This window comes from Cryobacterium sp. Hz9 (genome assembly GCF_004402825.1).
In the GTDB taxonomy this organism is placed as follows: Bacteria; Actinomycetota; Actinomycetes; order Actinomycetales; family Microbacteriaceae; genus Cryobacterium; species Cryobacterium gelidum.
Genome location: NZ_SOFC01000011.1, coordinates 243,156 through 262,647 on the forward strand (window position 1 = coordinate 243,156; position 19,492 = coordinate 262,647).

General features: G+C 66.5%; 14 protein-coding genes. 3 read left to right on the top strand and 11 right to left on the bottom strand.

The features are described 5' to 3' along the window. The first annotated feature begins 24 nt into the window (after nt 1–24). On the top strand, nt 25–4,179 hold the full coding sequence (locus tag E3N85_RS16720) for a DUF3418 domain-containing protein (RefSeq protein WP_134460392.1): 4,155 nt from the start codon (nt 25–27) through the stop codon (nt 4,177–4,179). An 85-nt stretch (nt 4,180–4,264) separates the two neighbouring features. Here the strand turns inward: E3N85_RS16720 and E3N85_RS05465 are convergent, their stop codons facing one another. The 3 genes from E3N85_RS05465 to E3N85_RS05475 are packed head-to-tail and all read right to left on the bottom strand — an operon-like array spanning nt 4,265 to nt 6,939. Then, nucleotides 4,265–5,017 carry an amino acid ABC transporter ATP-binding protein gene (locus E3N85_RS05465; RefSeq protein ID WP_166783878.1) on the bottom strand — a complete coding sequence of 251 codons (753 nt, stop codon included), beginning with the start codon at nt 5,015–5,017 and terminating at the stop codon, nt 4,265–4,267. A 23-nt stretch (nt 5,018–5,040) separates the two neighbouring features. Continuing rightward, nucleotides 5,041–6,024 carry an amino acid ABC transporter permease gene (locus E3N85_RS05470; RefSeq protein ID WP_134460398.1) on the bottom strand — a complete coding sequence of 328 codons (984 nt, stop codon included), beginning with the start codon at nt 6,022–6,024 and terminating at the stop codon, nt 5,041–5,043. Nucleotides 6,025–6,045: 21 nt separating this feature from the next. After that, complete coding sequence (locus E3N85_RS05475; protein ID WP_134460401.1) at nt 6,046–6,939, bottom strand: ABC transporter substrate-binding protein; 894 nt, start codon at nt 6,937–6,939, stop codon at nt 6,046–6,048. A gap of 194 nt (nt 6,940–7,133) precedes the next feature. On the opposite strand from E3N85_RS05475, the gene E3N85_RS05480 reads away from it, so the two are divergent. Next, complete coding sequence (locus tag E3N85_RS05480) at nt 7,134–7,676, top strand: GNAT family N-acetyltransferase (protein ID WP_241978315.1); 543 nt, start codon at nt 7,134–7,136, stop codon at nt 7,674–7,676. Between the two features lie 138 nt (nt 7,677–7,814). On the opposite strand, the gene E3N85_RS05485 is transcribed toward E3N85_RS05480, so the two are convergent. From E3N85_RS05485 to E3N85_RS05505, 5 genes are all read right to left on the bottom strand, one after another. Further along, nucleotides 7,815–8,813, bottom strand: a complete 999-nt coding sequence (locus tag E3N85_RS05485; RefSeq protein WP_241978316.1) for an iron-siderophore ABC transporter substrate-binding protein — start codon at nt 8,811–8,813, stop codon at nt 7,815–7,817. Between the two features lie 181 nt (nt 8,814–8,994). Then, nucleotides 8,995–9,801: an ABC transporter ATP-binding protein gene (locus tag E3N85_RS05490; RefSeq protein ID WP_134460410.1), complete on the bottom strand. Its 807-nt coding sequence runs from the start codon at nt 9,799–9,801 to the stop codon at nt 8,995–8,997. Beyond that, entirely contained in the window at nt 9,801–10,877 is a 1,077-nt protein-coding gene (locus tag E3N85_RS05495; RefSeq protein WP_134460778.1) for an iron chelate uptake ABC transporter family permease subunit, read from the bottom strand. Before E3N85_RS05495 ends, E3N85_RS05490 begins: the two co-directional genes overlap by 1 nt. Next, nucleotides 10,877–11,932, bottom strand: coding sequence for an iron ABC transporter permease (locus E3N85_RS05500; protein ID WP_198412057.1), 1,056 nt, complete (start codon nt 11,930–11,932; stop codon nt 10,877–10,879). Before E3N85_RS05500 ends, E3N85_RS05495 begins: the two co-directional genes overlap by 1 nt. After that, nucleotides 11,929–12,909 carry a siderophore-interacting protein gene (locus E3N85_RS05505; RefSeq protein WP_134460413.1) on the bottom strand — a complete coding sequence of 327 codons (981 nt, stop codon included), beginning with the start codon at nt 12,907–12,909 and terminating at the stop codon, nt 11,929–11,931. Before E3N85_RS05505 ends, E3N85_RS05500 begins: the two co-directional genes overlap by 4 nt. Before the next feature lie 118 nt (nt 12,910–13,027). Here E3N85_RS05505 and E3N85_RS05510 point away from each other — a divergent pair, with 118 nt between their 5' ends. Continuing rightward, nucleotides 13,028–14,236, top strand: a complete 1,209-nt coding sequence (locus E3N85_RS05510) for an MFS transporter (RefSeq protein WP_134460416.1) — start codon at nt 13,028–13,030, stop codon at nt 14,234–14,236. Between the two features lie 162 nt (nt 14,237–14,398). Here the strand turns inward: E3N85_RS05510 and E3N85_RS05515 are convergent, their stop codons facing one another. Genes E3N85_RS05515 through E3N85_RS05530 form a run of 3 tightly spaced genes read right to left on the bottom strand, consistent with a single transcriptional unit; the run spans nt 14,399 to nt 19,485 of the window. Then, the gene (locus E3N85_RS05515) at nt 14,399–16,186 is read right to left on the bottom strand and encodes an alpha-glucosidase (protein ID WP_370289082.1); all 1,788 of its coding nucleotides are present in this window, start codon (nt 16,184–16,186) and stop codon (nt 14,399–14,401) included. 53 nt (nt 16,187–16,239) lie between these two features. Further along, nucleotides 16,240–18,354: a hypothetical protein gene (locus tag E3N85_RS05520; RefSeq protein WP_174722464.1), complete on the bottom strand. Its 2,115-nt coding sequence runs from the start codon at nt 18,352–18,354 to the stop codon at nt 16,240–16,242. A 45-nt stretch (nt 18,355–18,399) separates the two neighbouring features. Next, complete coding sequence (locus E3N85_RS05530) at nt 18,400–19,485, bottom strand: glycosidase (protein WP_134460422.1); 1,086 nt, start codon at nt 19,483–19,485, stop codon at nt 18,400–18,402. Between the last annotated feature and the right edge of the window lie 7 nt (nt 19,486–19,492).

Sequence of the window (19,492 nt, forward strand, 5' to 3'; positions counted from 1 at the left end):
AGGGCGAAGTAACATTGAAGCTTCATGGAAACGCTGAATATCACATTCCCCGCCGAACTGCCGGTCAGCCAGCGCCGGGAGGACATCGCCCGCGCTATTCGCGACAACCAGGTCGTGATCGTCGCCGGATCGACCGGGTCGGGCAAGACTACCCAGCTGCCCAAGATCTGCCTCGAACTCGGCCGAAAGAACATCGGCCACACCCAGCCGCGCCGACTCGCCGCGCGCACCATCGCCGAACGCATCGCCGAAGAGCTCGGCCAGGAGGTCGGCCAGCTGGTCGGTTACCAGGTGCGGTTCACCGACAAGGTCGGCGCGGAGACCCGCATCAAGTTGATGACCGACGGTATCCTCCTGAATGAGATCCACCGCGATCGCATGTTGCGCAAGTACGACACGATCATCATCGACGAGGCGCACGAGCGCAGCCTCAATATTGACTTCCTGCTCGGCTACCTGCGGCAGCTGCTGCCCCAGCGCCCCGATCTCAAGCTCATCATCACCTCAGCCACCATCGACCCGGCCAGCTTCGCGAAGCATTTCGCGGCGCCGGACGGTACCCCGGCGCCGGTCGTCGAGGTGTCTGGCCGCACCTTTCCGGTCGAGATTCGCTACCGGCCACTCGTGGCGGAGCCCGGCCTCGACGACGATGACGACGGGGCGGATGCCGCTCCCCCGGTCGACCGCGACTACATCGAGGGCATCACCTCGGCTCTCGATGAGCTCGAACGGGAGTCCAACGGTGACGTGCTCGTCTTTCTCTCCGGCGAGACCGAGATTCGCGACGCCGCCGACGCCCTGCAGGGCAAGTACGCCTCCTCGGCCAGCCGCAATCCCACCGAGGTGCTGCCGCTCTACGGCCGGCTGTCGTCGGCCGACCAGCACCGGGTGTTCCAGCCGTCGACCGTGGCCGGGGTGAAACGGCGCATCGTGCTCGCGACCAACGTGGCCGAGACCAGCCTGACCGTGCCGGGCATCCGCTACGTCATCGACGCTGGAACCGCGCGCATCAGCCGGTACAGCGTGCGCTCCAAGGTGCAGCGACTGCCGATCGAAGCGATCTCGCAGGCCTCCGGCAACCAACGCAGCGGCCGCAGTGGGCGCACCAGCGACGGCATCGCGATTCGGCTCTATTCCGAAGAAGATTATCTGCGCCGCCCGGACTACACCGAGCCGGAGATTCTGCGCACCAACCTCGCCGCCGTCATTCTGCAGATGATCTCGCTCGGCCTCGGCGACATCGCCTCGTTCCCGTTTTTGACCCCGCCGGACAGCCGTAACATCAAGGACGGCCTCGACCTGCTCGCCGAACTCGGCGCCATCGAGGCGGAGGGGGGCGGGCGCACCAAGAGCGCACGCGGCACCACCCGTGCCACCAGCAGCGGAGCCGATGCCGCCGTCCCGACCAGCACCGCTGCGCCGGCTACCACCACTGCGCCGGTCACCACTGCTGCGCCAGCCGCCGCCGCTGCCCCGGCCACCCCGCGCCTCACCCGCATCGGCCAGCAGCTCGCGCAGCTGCCGATCGACCCGCGCTTTGGCCGCATGGTGATCGAATCGAAAACGCAGGGCACCAGCCGGGAAGTCATGGCGATCGTGGCCGGGCTGACCATTCAGGACCCGCGGGAGCGCCCGCTCGAGCGTCGCGCCCAGGCCGACCAGTTCCATGCCCGGTTCGCCGACCCGACGAGCGACTTCCTCAGCCTGCTCAACTTGTGGAACTACCTCGAAAAACAGCAGTCCGAGCTGGGCTCGAGCGCCTTTCGGCGGTTGTGCAAGAACGAATACCTCAACTACCTGCGGGTGCGCGAGTGGCAGGACGTGCTGCGGCAATTGCGCCAGCTCGCCAAGCCGCTCGGGCTGACGCAAGGCGAACCCAGCACGAACCCCGACGGCGTGCACCGATCGCTGCTGGCCGGGCTGCTCTCCCATATCGGTCTCAAGGACGTCGCCAAGAAAGACTACGTCGGTGCGCGCCAGCAACGCTTCGTGCTGTTTCCCGGTTCGACGCTGGCCAAGAAGCAGCCCAACGCGGTCATGAGCGCCGAACTGGTCGAAACCAGCCGGCTGTTCGCCCGCATGAACGCCGTCGTCGACCCAGCCTGGGCAGAACCGCTCGCCGGCAACCTGTGCAAGCGCAGTTACTCCGAACCGCACTGGGAGATGAAGCAGGGCGCCGCCGTGGTCTACGAACGTGTCACGCTGTACGGCGTGCCGATCGTGGCCCGGCGTCGGGTGCAGTTCTCGCGGATCGACCCGGCGTATGCCCGCGAGCTGTTCATTCGCCACGCGCTGGTCGAGGGCGAATGGGACCGGGCCTCGGGACCGCAAACGTCGGCAACCGAGCCGGAAGCGGACCGTGGCGGTCGCGGGCCGTCGCGCAACGAACGCGTCGGCATCTCGGTCGACGGCGGCACGGCTACGGGCGGGCGCGGTTCCGGCCGCGGCGCACCCGCGGTCGGCAGCAGCGCGAGCCGTGGCGGCCGGCCCGGCCAAACCGGCGACCCGGGCATGTGGGCGTTCGAACGAGCCAACACCAGGCTGCGGGAGGAACTCGCCGAGCTGGAGGAGCGCACCCGGCGCCGGGACATCCTCTTCGATGACGAGGCCGTCTTCGACTTCTACCAGCGCCGCATTCCAGCCGAGGTGTCGTCGACCAAGAGCTTCGAGGGCTGGTGGCGCACGGCCAGGTTCGACACCCCCGACCTGCTCACCATGACCGCTGACGCGCTTGTCGCCGAGGACTCCCCCGAGATCGATGAGGGGCTCTTTCCGCCGAGCTGGCAGCAGGGCGACCAGCGTTTGACCCTCGGTTACCGGTTCGAACCCGGCGAGGAGGACGACGGCGTGACCGTGCGCATCCCGCTCGCGCTGCTCGCCCGCCTCTCCCCCCATGGTTTCGACTGGCAGGTGCCGGGCCTCCGCGCCGAGCTGGTGACCGCCATGATCAAGTCGCTGCCGAAAAGCATCCGCCGCAATGTCGTCCCTGCCGCCGACTGGGCCGCTCGGTTGCTCGGCGAGCTGCCGGCCGAGCCCGGCCTGGTCGAGACGCTGCCCACGCCGGTGCCGCACGTCTCGTTCGCCGAAACCCTCGCGGCGCTGATTCAAAAGCTCACCTATGTGCCGGTGAGCCTGCGCGACTTCGAGCTCGGCCGGGTTCCCTCGCACCTGCGCATGACGTTTGTCGTCACCGACGAACGCGGACGCACCGTCGCCGCCGATAAGGACCTCGCCGACCTGCAGCGCCGGCTCGGCACCCGGGTGCGGGAGAGCGTCGCGAAGGCGACGAGCTCCGCGGCTCCGAGCAACGCGATCGAGCGCGGTGGCGTCACCACCTGGGACCTCGGTGAGCTGCCCCGCTTTCTCGACACCAAGCAGGGCGACAACACGATTCGCGGGTATCCGACGCTCGTCGATGACGGGGCATCCGTCTCTATTCGCATGATGAGCACCGAGCTGGAACAAGCCCGCGCGCTGCCTCGCGGCGTGCGCCGGCTGCTGCTGCTCGCGACGCCGTCGCCGGCCGCGTATGTGCAGCAGCACCTGACCGCGGCCGAAAAGCTCAGCCTCGCCACCAGCCCGTACAAAACCACGCAGGCTTTGTTCGAGGATTGCCTCGCCGCCGCGATCGACGACGTGCTCTTTCGCGTGCGCCCGGGCGGCCAGGTGTTCATGAAGGCGGAGTTCGACACCATTCGCGATCGGGTGTCGGGGGTCGTGATGGACTCCATGTTCGAAACCGTGGGTTTAGTCGCCCGTATCCTCACCGCGAGCCGCGCCGCGGACAAGGCGCTCAAGGCCGCGACCAGCATGGCGCTGCTGCCGGGGATCAGCGATGCCCGCCAGCAGCTCACGGCCCTGGTCTACCCCGGGTTCGTCAGCGAAACCGGCCTCACCCAGCTGCGGCACCTGCCGCGCTACCTCGGCGGGATCAGCGCCCGGGTGCCGAAACTCATCGACAACCCGAGCCGCGACCGGGTCTGGATGAACGAGACCCAGGCCGCCACCACCCGATTCGAGAACGCCGGTGGCACGATGCCGGTAAAAGCGGATGCCACGGCGCCGGTTCTGCGCGCCCGCTGGATGATCGAGGAGCTGCGCATCAGCCTGTTCGCGCAGGAGCTCAGGGCGGCAGAGTCCGTCTCGCTGCAGCGCATCCAGAAGGTGCTCGCCGGCTAGTTCGCACCCCAGGCCCACCTGATGAACCCGGGCCCAGGCCCCGAACGCACTTGTACGCGGCGGGGCGGAACGGCGGGCACCGGGGCTATAGCACCTTGGAGAGGAAGGCGCGGGTGCGCTCGTGCTGCGGGTTGGCGAGCACCTCGGTGGGGACGCCACTCTCGACGACGACGCCGCCGTCCATGAAGACCAGCGAATCGGCGACCTCACGGGCGAAACCCATCTCATGGGTGACCACGATCATGGTCATGCCGTCGCGGGCCAGGCCCTGCATGACGTCGAGCACCTCGCCAACCAGCTCGGGGTCGAGCGCGCTGGTGGGCTCGTCGAACAGCATGAGCTTGGGTTCCATGGCGAGGGCGCGGGCGATCGCGACCCGCTGCTGCTGGCCGCCGGAGAGGTGCGCCGGGTAGTAGTCAGCGCGTTCGGCGAGACCGACCCTGGCCAGCAGGGCGCGGGCGTTGGCCTCGACCCCGGCCTTCGACAGGCCCTTGACCTGGATGGGTGCCTCCATCACGTTCTGCAGCGCGGTCATGTGTGGAAACAGGTTGAAGCGCTGAAACACCATGCCGATATCGCGGCGCTGCCGCGCGGCCTCCTTGGGGCGCATCTCGTAGAGCTTGTTGTTGGCCTCGCGGTAGCCGATGACTTCACCATCCACGCTCAGGCGTCCAGCCGAAACGACCTCGAGATGGTTGATGCAACGCAGAAAGGTGGACTTGCCCGAGCCGCTGGGCCCGACCAGACACATGACCTCGCCGCGCTTGACCTCGAGCGAGATGCTCTTGAGCACCTCGTTGGAGCCGAAACTCTTGGAGACACGGTCGGCGACCACCATGGGGGTGTCGATTACAGCAACCATCAGCGGTCTCCCTGGTGCGGGTCGGTGGCGGGCGACACAACGGTGGGTTGGCCGCTGCCGACGACCGGGGTGACCCCCGTGAGCGCCGCGCTCGCGTCATCCGTTTTCTTGTCTGGACGGCGGTCGCCGATGCCGCGGGCGAACCGTTTCTCGAGAAAGTACTGACCGACCATGAGGATGGAGGTGAAGAACAGGTACCAGATCGACGCGACGATGAGCATCGGCACTGTTTCGAAGGTCACGGCGGCAATGTCGCGGGAGCGCGTGTAGAGCTCGAGGGTGAAGGGAATGGCCGTCACGAGCGAGGTCGTCTTGAGCATCGAGATGACCTCGTTGCCGGCCGGCGGAATGATCACCCGCATCGACTGCGGAACGATCACGCGCACCATGGTCTGGAACCAGCTCATACCGAGCGCGGTCGCCGCTTCTTCCTGCCCGCTGTCAACCGAGAGCAGGCCGGCGCGCACGATTTCAGCCATATAAGCGGCCTCGTTGAGGGCCAGTCCCACGATCGCGAGAATGAACGCGCTCAGCGCGACCCGGGTCGGAAAAGACACCCACGGTTCGGTGAAGGGCAACCCGATGTCGATGGACTGGTAGATCGTGCCGATCAGGCCCCAGAATGCGAGCTGAACGTACACCGGGGTACCACGGAAGATCCACAGGTAGACCCAGGCGATACTGCTGACGACCGTGTTGGGTGAGAGCCGCATGATGGCGAGGGTCACCCCGAGAATGATCGCGATGACCATGGAGTAGACCGTGAGCTGCAGGGTGATGAACGCCGCCTGCGAGATGCGCTGGTCGAACAGGTACTTGCCGACCGCCGGCCAGTTGTAGGCCGGGCGCATCGCCGCATCGGCGATGAACAGCGCCACGATGAGCAGTAACACGACCGCGAAGGTGTTGCGCCACGGGTGACGCAGGCGAATGGCCTTGATACCGGGTTCCGTCTTGACGCCGGTCGCGGTCGTGTTAGTCATGATGTGGGTCGCTGACTCTTTCTAGCCGTTGGCGGCGGCGTTGATGGTGATGGTGTCGATGCCACCGTCGGTGACACCCCAGGCGTCGAGGATCTTGCCGTAGGAACCGTCATCGACCATGGACTGCAGGGCGGCCTGCACGGCCGCCGTCAGCTCGGATCCCTTGTCGACGGTGATGCCGTACGGCGCCGTGTCGAAGCTCTCGCCGGCGGGCTGCAGCTTGCCGTTGGCCTTGGAGATGGCGTAGAGGGTGACGGGCGAGTCGGCGCTGAGGGCATCGGCCTTGCCGAGCACGACCGCGTTGGTCGCTTCGTCCTGCGAACCGTAGGGCAGCACGTCGATGGGCTCCTTGCCGGCGGCGGCGCAGGCCGCGTTCTTGGCGGGCAACTCATCGGTGTCTTCAACCGTGTTGGACTGCACGGCGACGGTCAGGCCGCAGGCATTGTCGGGGTCGACGGTGCTGCCAACGGGCGCGGCCCAGAGAATTCCGGCGTTGTAATAGTTGACGAAGTCAACCTGCTTCTCGCGCTCGAGGTTATCGGTGAAGGAGGATTCGCCAATGTCGACGGTGCCACCGGTGATGCTCGGAATGATGGTGTCGAACGACGCGATCTGGTACTTGGTGGTGAGGCCGAGCTTGGCGGCGATACCGTCGGCGAGCTCGATACCCCAGCCGATCGGTGCACCCGACTCGTCCTTGAACTCGTTCGGCGGGTAGGCCGCGTCGGTTCCGACGACGAGCACGCCTGCGCTCGCAATGTCCTTGGGGAGCAGCGCGACCGCGGCAGCATCCGGTTCAATGGTGCTCGCGGCATCGGGCGTCGTCGTGGCTGCAGGAGTGGAGTTGTCGACACAGCCGGTCAGCAGCAGTACGGCGGCGGCAGCGAATGCCGGGATAACGTAGCGTGCGCGCATGGCACTTCCTTCTCTAGGTGGTCGAAAATGCGCGGGTTCGACGATGAACCCACACGCGGGTAAGACCTAACGAGCCTAGTGCAAGCGCGGCGCGGCAAATTCGAGCGTTGACCCCCAGCGGGATATTTTGGGCGAGGGATATTTTGGGCGAATGATATTTTGACGAGGGGATGCCGCGGATCTATCGTCGAGGGGTGTCTACCGAAACCCCGAACATTTTGTACACCTCGCCAACCGATCCCCTTGCCGCGCCCCTCGTGGCCGAGCTGTCCCGGGAGTATGACGAGCGCTACGGCTCGACCGACAAAATCCTGCCGTCGGTCGTGCTCAGTCGATACCCGGCCAGGCGTTTCCAGCCGATTGACGGCGGTACATTTCTGCTGCTGGTGGAGAACGGCCGCGCGGTCGCCGGCGGCGCGTTCATGCGGTCCGATGACCCTCGCGCTGCTGATGACAGCTCGGTCGAGATCAAACGGGTGTGGACCCACTCGGCCCACCGCCGGCGCGGGCTCGCCCGCCAAGTGATGGCCGAACTGGAGGCCGAAGCGAAGCGGCGCGGCATCCGTTCGATCGTGCTGACGACGGGAGCGCGCCAGCCGGAGGCGGTGGCGTTGTACCTCGCGCTCGGCTACGAGCCACAGTTTGATCCGGCCGCGAACTGGGAATCGATCGGCTATCTGGAGTTTCGCAAGCGGCTCGATGCTGTCGTCGACGACCGAGATTCTGACGAGCAGTAGACCGGTCGGCGAAACCGGTCAACCGTGCACGCCGCCGGGTCGGTAGTCGGTAGTCGGTAGTCGTGCTGAGGCACACGGATGCCGCAGCGGGCTGACGCTGCGGCATCCGTGTGCGGAATGCGTGTGCGGAATGCGTTACTACTTGACGGCGGCGGCGAGCAGGGCAACGTAGTCGGCGAGGCCCCAGGATAGCGAGAGTCCGGTGGGCGGGGAGACCGAGCTGATGAACGCCGCTCCGACCGGGGACGCGACTGTACCGGCCTGCACCTGCGGCATGGCCTGGGCGTAACTCGCAGTCAGGAACGCGTCGGACTCTTCCCGGGTGGAACCGAAGTTCACCAGCAGGTCGCTCGAGAGCTGGTCGAGCTGCTCGTAGCTGAGCGTGTAGTAGAAGCTTGCCTCGTCGGTGGCGAGGTCGTCGACGGCGGGGGCGCTGACAAAGCCGAGGTCGAGGGTGAAGTCGACCCGGGGGTCTTCTTTCTTATAGACGTAGAAGGTGCCGGCGCTGTCGCTCGCGAGGGCGATGCTCTTCCCGGCGAATTCGGGGTGGGCGGCGGCCTGGTCGGCGATCTGGCCGTCGATCGACGCGAGCAGACTGTCGGCTTCAGCGTTCTTGCCGAGCGCGGTCCCGGTGATCTCGATGAGGTCACGCCACGGTGTGGCCCAGGCATCTCCGGGGTAGGCGACAACCGGAGCGATCTGACTGAGCAGGTCGTACTCCTGCTCGGTGATGCCGGAGTAGGCGGCAAGAATCACGTCGGGCGTTGCTGCCGCGATGTCTTCGTAGGGCGGCTCATCGGAATCAGGCAGTATGACGGGCATCTCTTCGCCCTCGAGCGCCTCGGTTATCCACGGGAGCACGCCGTCGGCGTCGCCGCCATAGCTCTGGAACGGCATGGCCACTGGAGTCACGCCGAGTGCGATCGCGTCGTCGGCGCTGCCCCAGCCCCATGTGACGACGCGCGTCGGCTGAGCGTCAATCGTGGTTTGGCCGAACGCGTGCTCGATGGTGACGGGGAAGCTTTCGGATGCCGCGGTGTCGGGTGCGGGGTCGGCCGCGCCAGCAGTGCAACCGGAGAGGCCCAGGGCGAGAATGCTCGCTGCGGCAGCGAGTGTGACAGTGAAGCGTCGGGACACGAAAAATCTCCAGTTCATCGGGCGGGATCGAGGCGCAAGCACACCCGGATCACATCGGTTATAAGGTTAGCCTAACCTAAGTCAGATCTTGCGGGTGTTGCACCGCACGGGCGTCGACCCGGCTGCCCCCATTGCTGCGGTCGTGCAGGGTGCGGTCTGGGTGCTGCGGTCCAGGGCGGGGTTACGCGGCGGGTGCACGCCCGTGGAACCGGCCGATCGGCACGACCATGGGCGCGCCGCAGACCGGGTCGGACACGATCCGTGCCTCGAGATCGAAGGCATGCCGCACGATCTCGGCGGTGAGCGTCTCGGTCGGCGTGCCGTTCGCGACGATTCGCCCGGCACGCATGACGACGAGGTGGTCCGCGTAGCGGGCAGCCAGGTTGAGGTCGTGCAGCACCATCACGACGGTCGTTCCGTGCTCGCGGTTGCGCTCGAGCAGCAGGTCGAGCACCTCGATCTGGTGGGTCACGTCGAGAAACGTGGTCGGTTCGTCGAGCAGCAGAATCTCGGGATCCTGGGCGAGCGCCATGGCGATCCAGACGCGCTGGCGCTGGCCGCCGGAAAGGTCTTCGAGGCGGCGCGCGGCCAGCTGCTGGGTGTTGGTGGCGGCCATGGCCTGGGCAACGATCGCGTCATCCGTGCTTGACCACTGCCGAAACCAGCCCTGGTGCGGATAGCGGCCGCGGCTGACGAGGTCGGCCACGGTGATGCCCTCGGGTGCGATCGGCTGCTGCGGCAGCAGGCCCACCACGGTCGCGACCTTTTTGCCGGGAAGCGCGGCGATGTTGCGGCCACCCAGGGTGACCTGGCCGGCCTCCGGTTTCAGCAGCCGCGAGAGTCCTTTCAGCACTGTGGACTTGCCCGAGGCGTTGGCACCGACGATGACGGTGATCGCGCCGGGCACCAGGTCGAGGTCGAGGTCGTCAATGATGGGGATGTGGTCGTAACCGAGGCTGAGCCCCTCGGCGCGCAGTCGCGGGGTCATCAGGCGCCCTTTCCGGTTGTGTTGCTGGTTGCGAGCAACCAGAGCAGGTAGGGAGCGCCAATGGCGCCCGTGATGATTCCGGCGGGCAGTTCGAGCTGCCCGGGGAGTAGATGCTGGGCGGTGAAGTCGGCGACAGCAGCAATGAGGGCGCCCACGAGAGCCGCCGGGATCAACGCCAGGCCGCCGGTGCCGAGCACGCGCCGCGCGATCGGAGCCGAGACAAAGGCCACGAAGGCGAGCGGGCCGACCGCAGCGGTGGCCGTTGCAGCGAGGGCGACGGCAATCACGAGCAGCACGAGCCGGGTACGTTCGGTGCCGACGCCAAGGCTGCGCGCGAGGTCGTCGCCGAGTTGCAGGGCGCGCAGGCGTGCGCTCAACACGCCAATAACGGGAATCAGCACGAGCAGCACGACGGCCATGGCGGAGATGTCCTGCCAGCGAGCACCACTCACACTGCCGACCAGCCAGAGCAGGGCTCCCTGAGCGTCATTTCGCGTGGCGCGGGAGAGCAGATATCCCAGCAGGCCCTGCACCATGAACGCGACCCCTACCCCGATCAACACGAAGCGGTAGCCGACCACGCCGCCGCGCCAGGCCAGCAGGTAGATGACACCGGCGACGATGATGGCCCCGGCGAATGCGGCGACAGAGGTCGCGACGGCTCCGAAGCCGAGGATGAGCATGCCGAAGACCGCGGCGGCGCTCGCTCCCCCGGTGACGCCGATGATGTCGGGGCTCGCAAGCGGATTGCGCAGCACGGTCTGGAACAGCGCGCCGGAGAGTGCAAAGGCCACCCCGACGAGCACGGCGAGGGTCAGTCGGGGTAACCGCAGCGAGAGCACGATGAAGTTCTCGCTCTGACTGCCCTGGCCGGTGAGCGTGCGCAGCAGGTCGGGCACACTGAGCGAGTAAGCGCCAACCGCGAGGCTGAGCGCCGCGACCATGACGAGGGCACCGAGCAGCACGAGTACGACGCTTCGGTTGCGTCTGCTCCGCTGAGCGCGCGCTCGGGCCAGCGGTGCGGCATCCGCTGGGCGAACGGATGCCGCCGCCCCGGCGCGCACGGCGCCCCACATCACAGGCCGGCCAGTTTCACGCGGCGCACGAGGGCGATGAGTACTGGCGCCCCGAGGAACGCGACGACGAGACCGGCCTCGATTTCGCCGGGCTGGGCGATGACGCGGCCGAGCACGTCCGCCGCCACGAGCAGGGTCGGACCGAACAGGGCCGAGAAGCCGATGATGAGGCGGTAGTCGGGGCCGGTGATCCAGCGCGCGATGTGTGGCACGGCGAGTCCGACGAACACGATCGGGCCGGCCATCGCGGTAGCCGAGCCGCACAGCAGTACGATCGCGACGGCGCAGACGATGCGGGCGGTCACGAGGTTTTGGCCGAGTCCGCGGGCGAGGTCGTCGCCGAGGGCGAGAGCGTTGAGCATGCGCGCGGCGACGATGCTGAGAATCGCACCGACCAGAATGAAGGGGGCGAGCGGCAGGGCCGCGTCGAGGCCGCGCGCCACGAGCGACCCGGCCGCCCAGAACCGGTAGCGGTCGAAGGCCTCGGTGTCGGCGAGCAGCACGATCGTGATCAGCGAGGTGAACGCGGCGGTGAGTGCGGTGCCGGCGAGGGCGAGCTTGACCGGGGTCGCGCCCTCGCGGCCAAGCGAGCCGATCAGATAGACGATCGTGGCCGCCACGGCGGCACCCGCGAAGGCGAACCAGACGTAGTCGAGCGAGGAAGTGACGCCAAACCAGGCGACACCGGCGACGACGAACAGCGAGGCGCCCGCGTTCACACCGAGCAGGCCGGGGTCAGCGAGCGGATTGCGGGTGACACCCTGCATGAGGGCGCCGGCCAGACCGAGGGCGAGGCCGGCCAGGAGGCCGACGACCGTGCGCGGCACCCGCAGGTCGAGAATGACGGTGTGGTCGGTCAGCCTGCGATCGGGGTTGGCCAGCGCCTCGAAAACGGTGCCGAGGGTGATCTCCCGGGTGCCGACCACGAGTGACGCCGCAATGCTGAGCCCGAGCAGCACGAGCGCGAGGGCGAAGCCGATGACGACGCGGCGCGGACGCATGCGGGCCGGTGCGGCCGGTTCCAGAATGGCGGACTCCGGGTGAATCTGGATCATTGGCCTTCGGACCGGCCGAGCCGCCAGTAGCCCATGAAGGCCACGCGCGACCGCTCGATGCCGGTCTCGCTCACCAGAAAGCGTCGCAGCAGTTTGATCATGCACGATTCGCCTGCGAGCCAGGCGTAGAAGCCGGTTCCGGCCGCGTTGCCCGGCGATTCCCAGAGCGGGTCGCAGTCCACGTCGATCTCGGCGAGGGGCTGCGGAGCCGCCGCGACCGCCGTGCGCACCAGGGCGGTGTTGCTCTCGGCCCAGCCGCGCACGGCGGCGTACAGGCGTTCCCCGTGCGCGGCGGCGTCGCGGGCCAGCCAGGTGATCTCGCAGCCGGCGGGCAGAACCAGGGGGAGAGCATCCGCTTCGCTGGGCACTTCAATGAACGCGCGTGCGCGGCGACCTGCCGGGAGGCTCTCCAGGATGCTGCAGATGGCAGGGGCCGCGGTCTCGTCGCCGGCCAGCAGCAGGTCGGTCGCGTGGGCCGGACGCCAGTCGAGGCCGATCCCGCGGCCGGGGCTGCGCTCGTCGGGGCCGATGATGACGACGTCGGAGCCGATCGTCGCGGCGAGCAGCCAGCGCGCTGCCGGGCCGAGAGGGGCGTGATCGGGGTGGGTGACGAAATCCACGTCGACTTGGCGCAGTTCGGGGCGCACCGCTCGAATCGTGTAGGTACGGAACGGATTGCGGTCGGCGTCTGGCAGCTCACGCCAGCGGGTGTACCACGTGCCGTCGGCCACGGTGCGCTCATCGTCGGCTCCGATGTCGCTCAGGCCACGGCCGGGCAGGGGCAACACGATCTTGATGCGCTGATCGAGGCCCGTGGTTCCGAAACTGTTGAACTGTGCACCGAAGAATGTCACCCGGGTGAAGTGGTCGCTCAACGAACGGATGCCCACGACCGTCGCCCGGTATGGACGGTAGGCCGGGCGGTCAGCGACCGCCCGGCCGCCGCCTCCTCCCGTCCCGATCGGTAAGGTAAGCATTACCTAAGTATGGCAGCCCTTCCTGGGAAAGGATGTCCCGCCTGACCCAGTCAGGGGTCCTGCAGGTCGCGTCTTCTCCCCCAGTTTTCTGCCTGCCCGACCCTAGACTGAAATCATTGTGAAAAGTTACTGGACCCTCCTGCGCACGCCCGGCGTATCGCGCCTGATCGGCGCGCAGCTGACGGCCCGTTTTCCATTCGGAATGCTCTCGCTCGCTTTTCTCATCCACATTGAGCGGATCTTCGATTCCTATGGCGCGGCCGGGCTGGTCCTTGGCGCCATGAGCATCGGCCAGGCCATCGCCGGGCCGCTCACCAGTCGTCTGATGGGCCGGCTGGGCATGCGCCCCGTGATCATCGCGACGATGTTCATCTGCGCGGTCTCGATCGTCGTTATGGCGCTGGTTCCGCTGTCGGTGCTGAGCCTCATGCTCATCGGATTCGTAGCCGGCCTGTCAACGCCGCCGATTCAGCCGGCCGTGCGCACCATCTATCCCAAGATCGTCAACTCCCGCCAGCTCACCCCGCTGTTCTCGCTCGACGCTTCGGCGCAGGAGATCATCTGGGTGCTCGGTCCCGTGATCGCGACCTTCGTGGCGCTGCAGGTATCGACGACTGCTGGCATCCTGCTCGCCGCATTCTTTCTGGTCGCAGGCGGCATCTGGTTCGTCTCCCTGCCGGAGGTGGGGCGGGTGCGCATCCCGCGCAGTCGCCGCAAGATCGGCGTCGTGCTCAAAAAACCCGAGGTGCTGCTCAGTACCATCGTCGGGTTCACGCTCGTCGCGGCCTGCGCCGCCGTCGAAGCCGGCGTGGTCGCGGTGTTCGGCCACGGCAGCGCTGACGCCGGTTGGGTGCTCGGCATCTTCGCGATCGGCTCCCTCATCGGCGGCCTCGCGCTCGGCCACGCACCGATCGGCCCGTGGGCCCTCGCCGCGCGCATGCTCATCGTCACCATCGGGCTGGCCCTGGCGAGCCTGTGGCTCACATTCTGGTGGTTGTCCCTGGCCTTGCTCGTGGCCGGGGTCGGCATCGCCCCCGCCTTCGCGGTCTTGTTCGGCATCGTCTCGGCGAGCGTGAAGTTCAGCGACACTGCCGAGGCGTACGGGTGGGTCGGTACCGGCCAGTTGATCGGCGCCGCCATGGGCTCTGCCATTGCCGGGTTCTCGATCGACCAATCCGGGCCGGTTTCGGCGATCTATGTCGCCGCGGGCTTCGCCGCCCTCGGCTGCATCATTCCCGCGCTCGGACGCCGCTGGCACCCCGACCTCCGTGGCCGGGACGTCAGCCCCATCCCCGACACCGAACCCATCCAAGTGCAGGTTTCCTAGCCTCTCCCCGACACCGAACCCATCCAAGTCTAGGTCTCCCCGCCTGCTCCCTTCAGGTTCCTCTCTTCTGCATTGCGCCGTAGTGTGAATTTGGAGTCTGTTTTGGGCGGCGGCAAATTCGTCCAAAATCACAGATCGCTGCCGGGGCGGCCGGGAGAGAGATCAGCGGAGGCAACGGGTCAGTACCCGGGCCTGCCACGGCGCGAGCACCAGGTTGTCGATCCCCTCGTTTGCTGGGTAGTTATCGATCAGTGTCGGCGCCGTGCGCCAAGCGTCAGCCTCTGGCAACTCGATGTCGGATAGCTCACCAACCTCCAGGTGTCCATTGCCAAAGTTGGCCAACACGAGCAGCTGGCGATTCTTCAGCGTGCGGGTATAAGCCACGAGCGTCCGATGCTCTGGGTACAGCAGTTCGAACGTCCCACGTGAGATCACCGGATCGGTATGGCGCAAAGCGATGAGGGTACGGTAGAACTCAAAGATTGATCCGGCCCGGCCGTGCTGCGACTGGGCATTGATGGTCGGGTAATTCGGGTTCACGGCGATCCAGGGCGAGCCTGCCGTGAAGCCAGCCTGCGGCTCGTCGCTCCACTGGATTGGAGTTCTCGCATTGTCCCGGCTGATGTGCCGGATGCTATGGAGTACGCTCTCCGGTTCCCCGCCCAACTCTTCGATTGCCTCGGCGAAATAGTTGAGCGACTCGATGTCACGAAAGTCTGATATTCCGCCGAACGGAACGTTGGTCATCCCGAGCTCTTCGCCCTGGTAGACGTACGGCGTGCCGCGCTGAAAGTGCAAGACCGTCGCGAGCATGGTTGCCGACTTGGCCCAGTACAGACGATCATCGCCGAATCTGCTCACCGCACGGGGCTGATCGTGGTTGTTCCAATAGAGACTGTTCCACCCGACCTTAGCTAGACCCTCCTGCCATCTGGCGAAAGACGCTTTGAGTTCACGCACGTCGAGGGGGCGGGGATCCCATTTCCCGGAGGGGCCGTAATCGAGGCCGACATGCTCGAACTGAAATACCATGTCGAGTTCGCGCCGAGCGGGGTCGGTGAACCGGCGCGCCTGTTCGACGGTCACACCCGGCATCTCACCAACGGTGAGAAACCGACCAACCCGGCCGGCGAAGACCCGCTCGTGCATCTCATGCAGAAATTCGTGAATGCGCGGGCCGTAGCCGTAGTGCGGGAAACCGTCTCCGTAGTGCTTATCGGGCGCGATGACCCCGTCGGGAAGCGCCGGATCCTTTGAGATGAGATTGATTACGTCCATGCGGAAACCGTCGACCCCCCGATCGAGCCACCACCGCATCATCTCGTACACGGCCTCGCGCACGTCGGCATTCTCCCAGTTGAGGTCCGGCTGCTTACGGGAGAACAGGTGCAGGTAGTATTCGCCGGAAGCCTCGTCGAATTCCCAGGTCGAACCCGAGAAGAATGAACCCCAGTTGGTCGGCTCCGCACCCGGTTCTCCCCCAATGCCCCCCGTGCGCGCCGGCCGCCACCAGTACCAGTCGCGTTTGGGGTTATCGCGGCTCGAGGCAGATTCCACGAACCACGGATGCTCGTCCGACGTGTGATTGACGACAAGATCCATGAGCAGCGTCATGCCGCGCCGATGAACCTCGGCCACAAGCAGATCGAAGTCTTCGAGCGTACCGAAGACCGGATCGATGGCACGATAATCGCTGATGTCGTAGCCGTTGTCGTCGTGCGGCGATGCATAGATCGGGGAGAGCCAGATGATGTCGACACCGAGGATCTCCAAGTGATCGAGACGCGCGATGATGCCGCGTAGATCCCCGATCCCGTCTCCGTTCGAATCCGCGAAGCTTCGGGGGTAGATCTGGTACACGACGGACGATTGCCACCACGCGCTGTCGTCAGGAGTGTCGTCGGAATCAGTTTCTCCGGCGCCCAAAACGTCCGGCATACTGTCGTTCATGAGGCTCCGATCGGGGCAGGGTAACGAGGGAGGCCGCCCCGGCGGGGCAGAAGCTAATTCTGGACCAGCGTCACAAGTGTGAATCCGCCTGCGGCAACGGATACCCGGCCCGAGTGGTCCGCCCCGTTGCTGTTCTGACCTGCGACCAGGAGCTGACCGTTAGCGTCGAACGCCTGCTGTTGCAGCATGTAGCCTCGCGGCACTCCGCTCTTCCAGACGGTGGTTTCGTTGGCCGCACTCACGTACAGGGTGGAGTCCCCACCAGATCCGGTGACGGCGACGGACGAGATCAACGGCTGGATGAGTAGTGCGTCGACGGAGGCCGTTCCATCGCTGTGGCCGACGACGGAGGTGGCACCGGCGGGCAGGGTGCGTTCCAGCGAGAACGGGAAGATCCTCCCCGGTGCGTCCGTGATGCCTTGGGCACCGGCACCGCCGTTGGGCGTGCTGCCCAGATCGATGCTCTTCCCGGCAGTCCATGCCGTGCTCCCGGCCGGTTCAACCGACTGGTTCACGATCGGGTAGATGGTCCGTGCCTGGTCGGCGGCCGGCACCGGAATCGATAGTGCGTCCCCGGCATCCAGCCGCACGTAGGCACCGCCTGACCAGTTGGACTCCCCGGTCCACGCCGAAGCGGGCGTGACGACGGATCCGCTGTTGGTGATGGTGCCGGATTCGGCCTCGATGACGCTCAGGCCGTTGGTGGAGACGGTCTCGTTGATCCCCAGCGACTTGGCCTTGAGAGCCGGATTCGCGTCGAGGACCAGCATGGAGAGCAGCGCATGGATTGTGGACTCAGCGCCGGAATTCGGGTTGACCCGGCCGTCCCGTGCGATCCCGTCGATGGCCGTTCCGGTGGCGGGGTTGTAGGCCGGGGCGCCGCTGCGGTTGGCTCCGAAGTACCAGCTTGCCGCGATGGCGGCGATGTCCAGCAGTCCAGGAGCGTTGGCGGCATGAGCGGTGGCGACCAGGCTTTGCACTCGTGAGTCGACCCCGTAGGCAATCTGCGATTCACCGGGCGTCGGTGTCCAGGCATTGTCCGCTCCACCGGCTGCCAGAAGCTGTGGGGTGAACTGCGCGGCATCCTTGATAGCCGCCGTCAGCAGGTCAGGCCGGTCCAGCACGTCGGCGGCCGTGGCGACGGCGGCCGGAGCCATTCCGCCCCAGGCGTGCCAGAGCGTCTGTGACTTGTTCCACGGGAGGATGGCACCGAACGGCCACTGATTCACCGATCCGGACGACATCGCGGCGATGCCCTCGGTCAGCTGAGTCAGTGCAGTGGTGGCGATGGCGTCGGTCGGTTCTGCGCTGGCATATGCGACAAGTCCGAGCACGGCCTCGGCCGAGGCATCCGCCCCACCCGCGATCAACCAGGCCGGGACCTCCACGCCGTCGGCCACGTCATAGCTGCCGTATTCGGCCAGCGATTGCTCGTTCAGGGAGCCGAGCGCCAGGTGCAGGCGGTCTTGCAGGAACGCGGCGAACTCCGGGTCGGCCGACTTGAACGCTGCGTATCCCTCTCCCAGTGCCCACACGGTGCGCGCCAGCCAGTAAGATTCGGACGAGTCGCTCGGGTCCGGCAGCTCGACGGGTGACGCACTGGGCGTCAGGCTGCCATCCGTCTGCTGCCAGAGCACCACGTTGCCGGCGTTGGGGCCGGTCGTGGTCTGTAGGAAGGTGAGCGAGCGAAGAGTCTGGAATGCGTGCTCCCGGCTGGTCTCATCACCGGTCTGTTGCCAGTGCCGCAGGTAGACAACGGCGGTGCGGGCGATATCGTCAGCGTTAAAGGCGCCTTGGCTCCAGTAGCCGGTCACCGCATCCAGGGACCCGCCGCCGACGCGCGTGTACCTGCCATCGCCGTTGCTGTTGTCCGCATAGGTCCATGGAGCCAGGACCTTCGGATTCTCTTCCAGCCGATAGGTGGTGTGCCCCTCGACCGCCGTGAGCGGCACGGTGTCGAGCAGAAAGTTTAGGTGGGCCAGATTAGTCAAGGACGCCATCGACGCTGGCGTGCCGTGGACGAGCGCTGACGCGGGTGCCGCGGCCGCGGCACCCGCACCCGCACCCGCACCCGCACCCGCACCCGCACCCGCCAGGAGCATCGATAGCGCGGCGGCGAGGGCCACAGGCTTGGATATCAGTCTTCTGCGCACATCGTCGAAGGTCATGTGTCTCTCCTGGTCGGGTCAATGGTGGGGTCAGATCAATGAGACCTAGACCCGGTCGAGTTTGGCGACACCGATCTTGGAATCGGCCATGCCGTAGAACACGAACAACTGGCCATCGATCTTTTCGATCGCCGTCGGAAACACCACGTTCGGCACGATGCCGGAAATTTCGTCCTCGGTTTCGGGCGTCAGCAGCGGCTTGTCAGTGCGGGCGATCACTATAGAAGGATCATCGGCGTCGAGAATCATGGCGCCTGCGGCGTAGTTGACCTTCTGCTGATGATCGAACGCCGACTTCTCCAGCGCCCCGGCGACACCGTGGTGGATGAGCAGCCAGCCCTCGTCGACCCGGATTGGCGCCGGTCCACCGCCGATCTTGAGCGCCTCGAACGGATACTCGCTCAGGGCGACGAGCTTGTGCTTGCCCATGTGCACCAGGTTGCGGATGTCCGCCTGCACGTCGGTTACGGCGACGTAGGAGATCCAGATGCCAGGGCGGTTGTCGGTCAGGCCGGCGGGCAAATGCTCACCCTCGCCCTCACGGATCCAGCCCAGGTCCCACATGGGCCGGTGCAGCATCGCGTAGGAGGGGACGCCGTCTGGGTCGTTCACCGGCTCGGGGAAGAAAACCGCGTCCTTGTTCGGGAACAGGTTCAGGTCTAGGGATAGCTCGGCTTTGTACTCGAACAGACACGGGCCGAGGCGTTCCCAAGTGCGCAGGTTCTCGGAGTGGGCGAAGGCCAGGCGCGGCCCCATCGGCCCGTACGCCACGTACGTCATAAGGTGTCTGCCGAGGGACGGCACCCAGGTGACGCGCGGGTCTTCGGTACCGGCATTATTCCGGCCGCGTTCCCAGCCCTCGTCGGGGGCGAGTACGGTACCTTCGCGCTCGACGCCGGAGGGCACGCCGTCGTCACCGATGATGATCCTGGCGATCCCTACCCGGGAGACGTTTCCCTTGGCCACCAGCCGCGGCAGGAGGTAGAGCACGCCGTCGGGGCCACGGCCGCTGGCGGGGTTTAGCACGCCCTCGGCCTCGAGGTCGTTGCCCTCTTCCGGCGTCATGATGACGCCGGCGCGGGTGAGTGTGAACGGAACGGTTGGCAATGCAGATGTTGGTGCGGAGTTCATGTGTCAG

Bases quoted from the DNA above. Each gene is read 5' to 3' on its own strand.
- E3N85_RS05500 (WP_198412057.1), bottom strand. From the start codon at position 11,932: ATGATCCAGATTCACCCGGAGTCCGCCATTCTGGAACCGGCCGCACCG.
- E3N85_RS05490 (WP_134460410.1), bottom strand. From the start codon at position 9,801: ATGACCCCGCGACTGCGCGCCGAGGGGCTCAGCCTCGGTTACGACCAC.
- E3N85_RS05465 (WP_166783878.1), bottom strand. From the start codon at position 5,017: ATGGTGGTCGCCGACCGTGTCTCCAAGAGTTTCGGCTCCAACGAGGTG.
- E3N85_RS05475 (WP_134460401.1), bottom strand. From the start codon at position 6,939: ATGCGCGCACGCTACGTTATCCCGGCATTCGCTGCCGCCGCCGTACTG.
- E3N85_RS05495 (WP_134460778.1), bottom strand. From the start codon at position 10,877: ATGTGGGGCGCCGTGCGCGCCGGGGCGGCGGCATCCGTTCGCCCAGCG.
- E3N85_RS05470 (WP_134460398.1), bottom strand. From the start codon at position 6,024: ATGACTAACACGACCGCGACCGGCGTCAAGACGGAACCCGGTATCAAG.
- E3N85_RS05515 (WP_370289082.1), bottom strand. From the start codon at position 16,186: ATGAACGACAGTATGCCGGACGTTTTGGGCGCCGGAGAAACTGATTCC.
- E3N85_RS16720 (WP_134460392.1), top strand. From the start codon at position 25: ATGGAAACGCTGAATATCACATTCCCCGCCGAACTGCCGGTCAGCCAG.
- E3N85_RS05530 (WP_134460422.1), bottom strand. From the start codon at position 19,485: ATGAACTCCGCACCAACATCTGCATTGCCAACCGTTCCGTTCACACTC.
- E3N85_RS05505 (WP_134460413.1), bottom strand. From the start codon at position 12,909: ATGCTTACCTTACCGATCGGGACGGGAGGAGGCGGCGGCCGGGCGGTC.
- E3N85_RS05520 (WP_174722464.1), bottom strand. From the start codon at position 18,354: ATGACCTTCGACGATGTGCGCAGAAGACTGATATCCAAGCCTGTGGCC.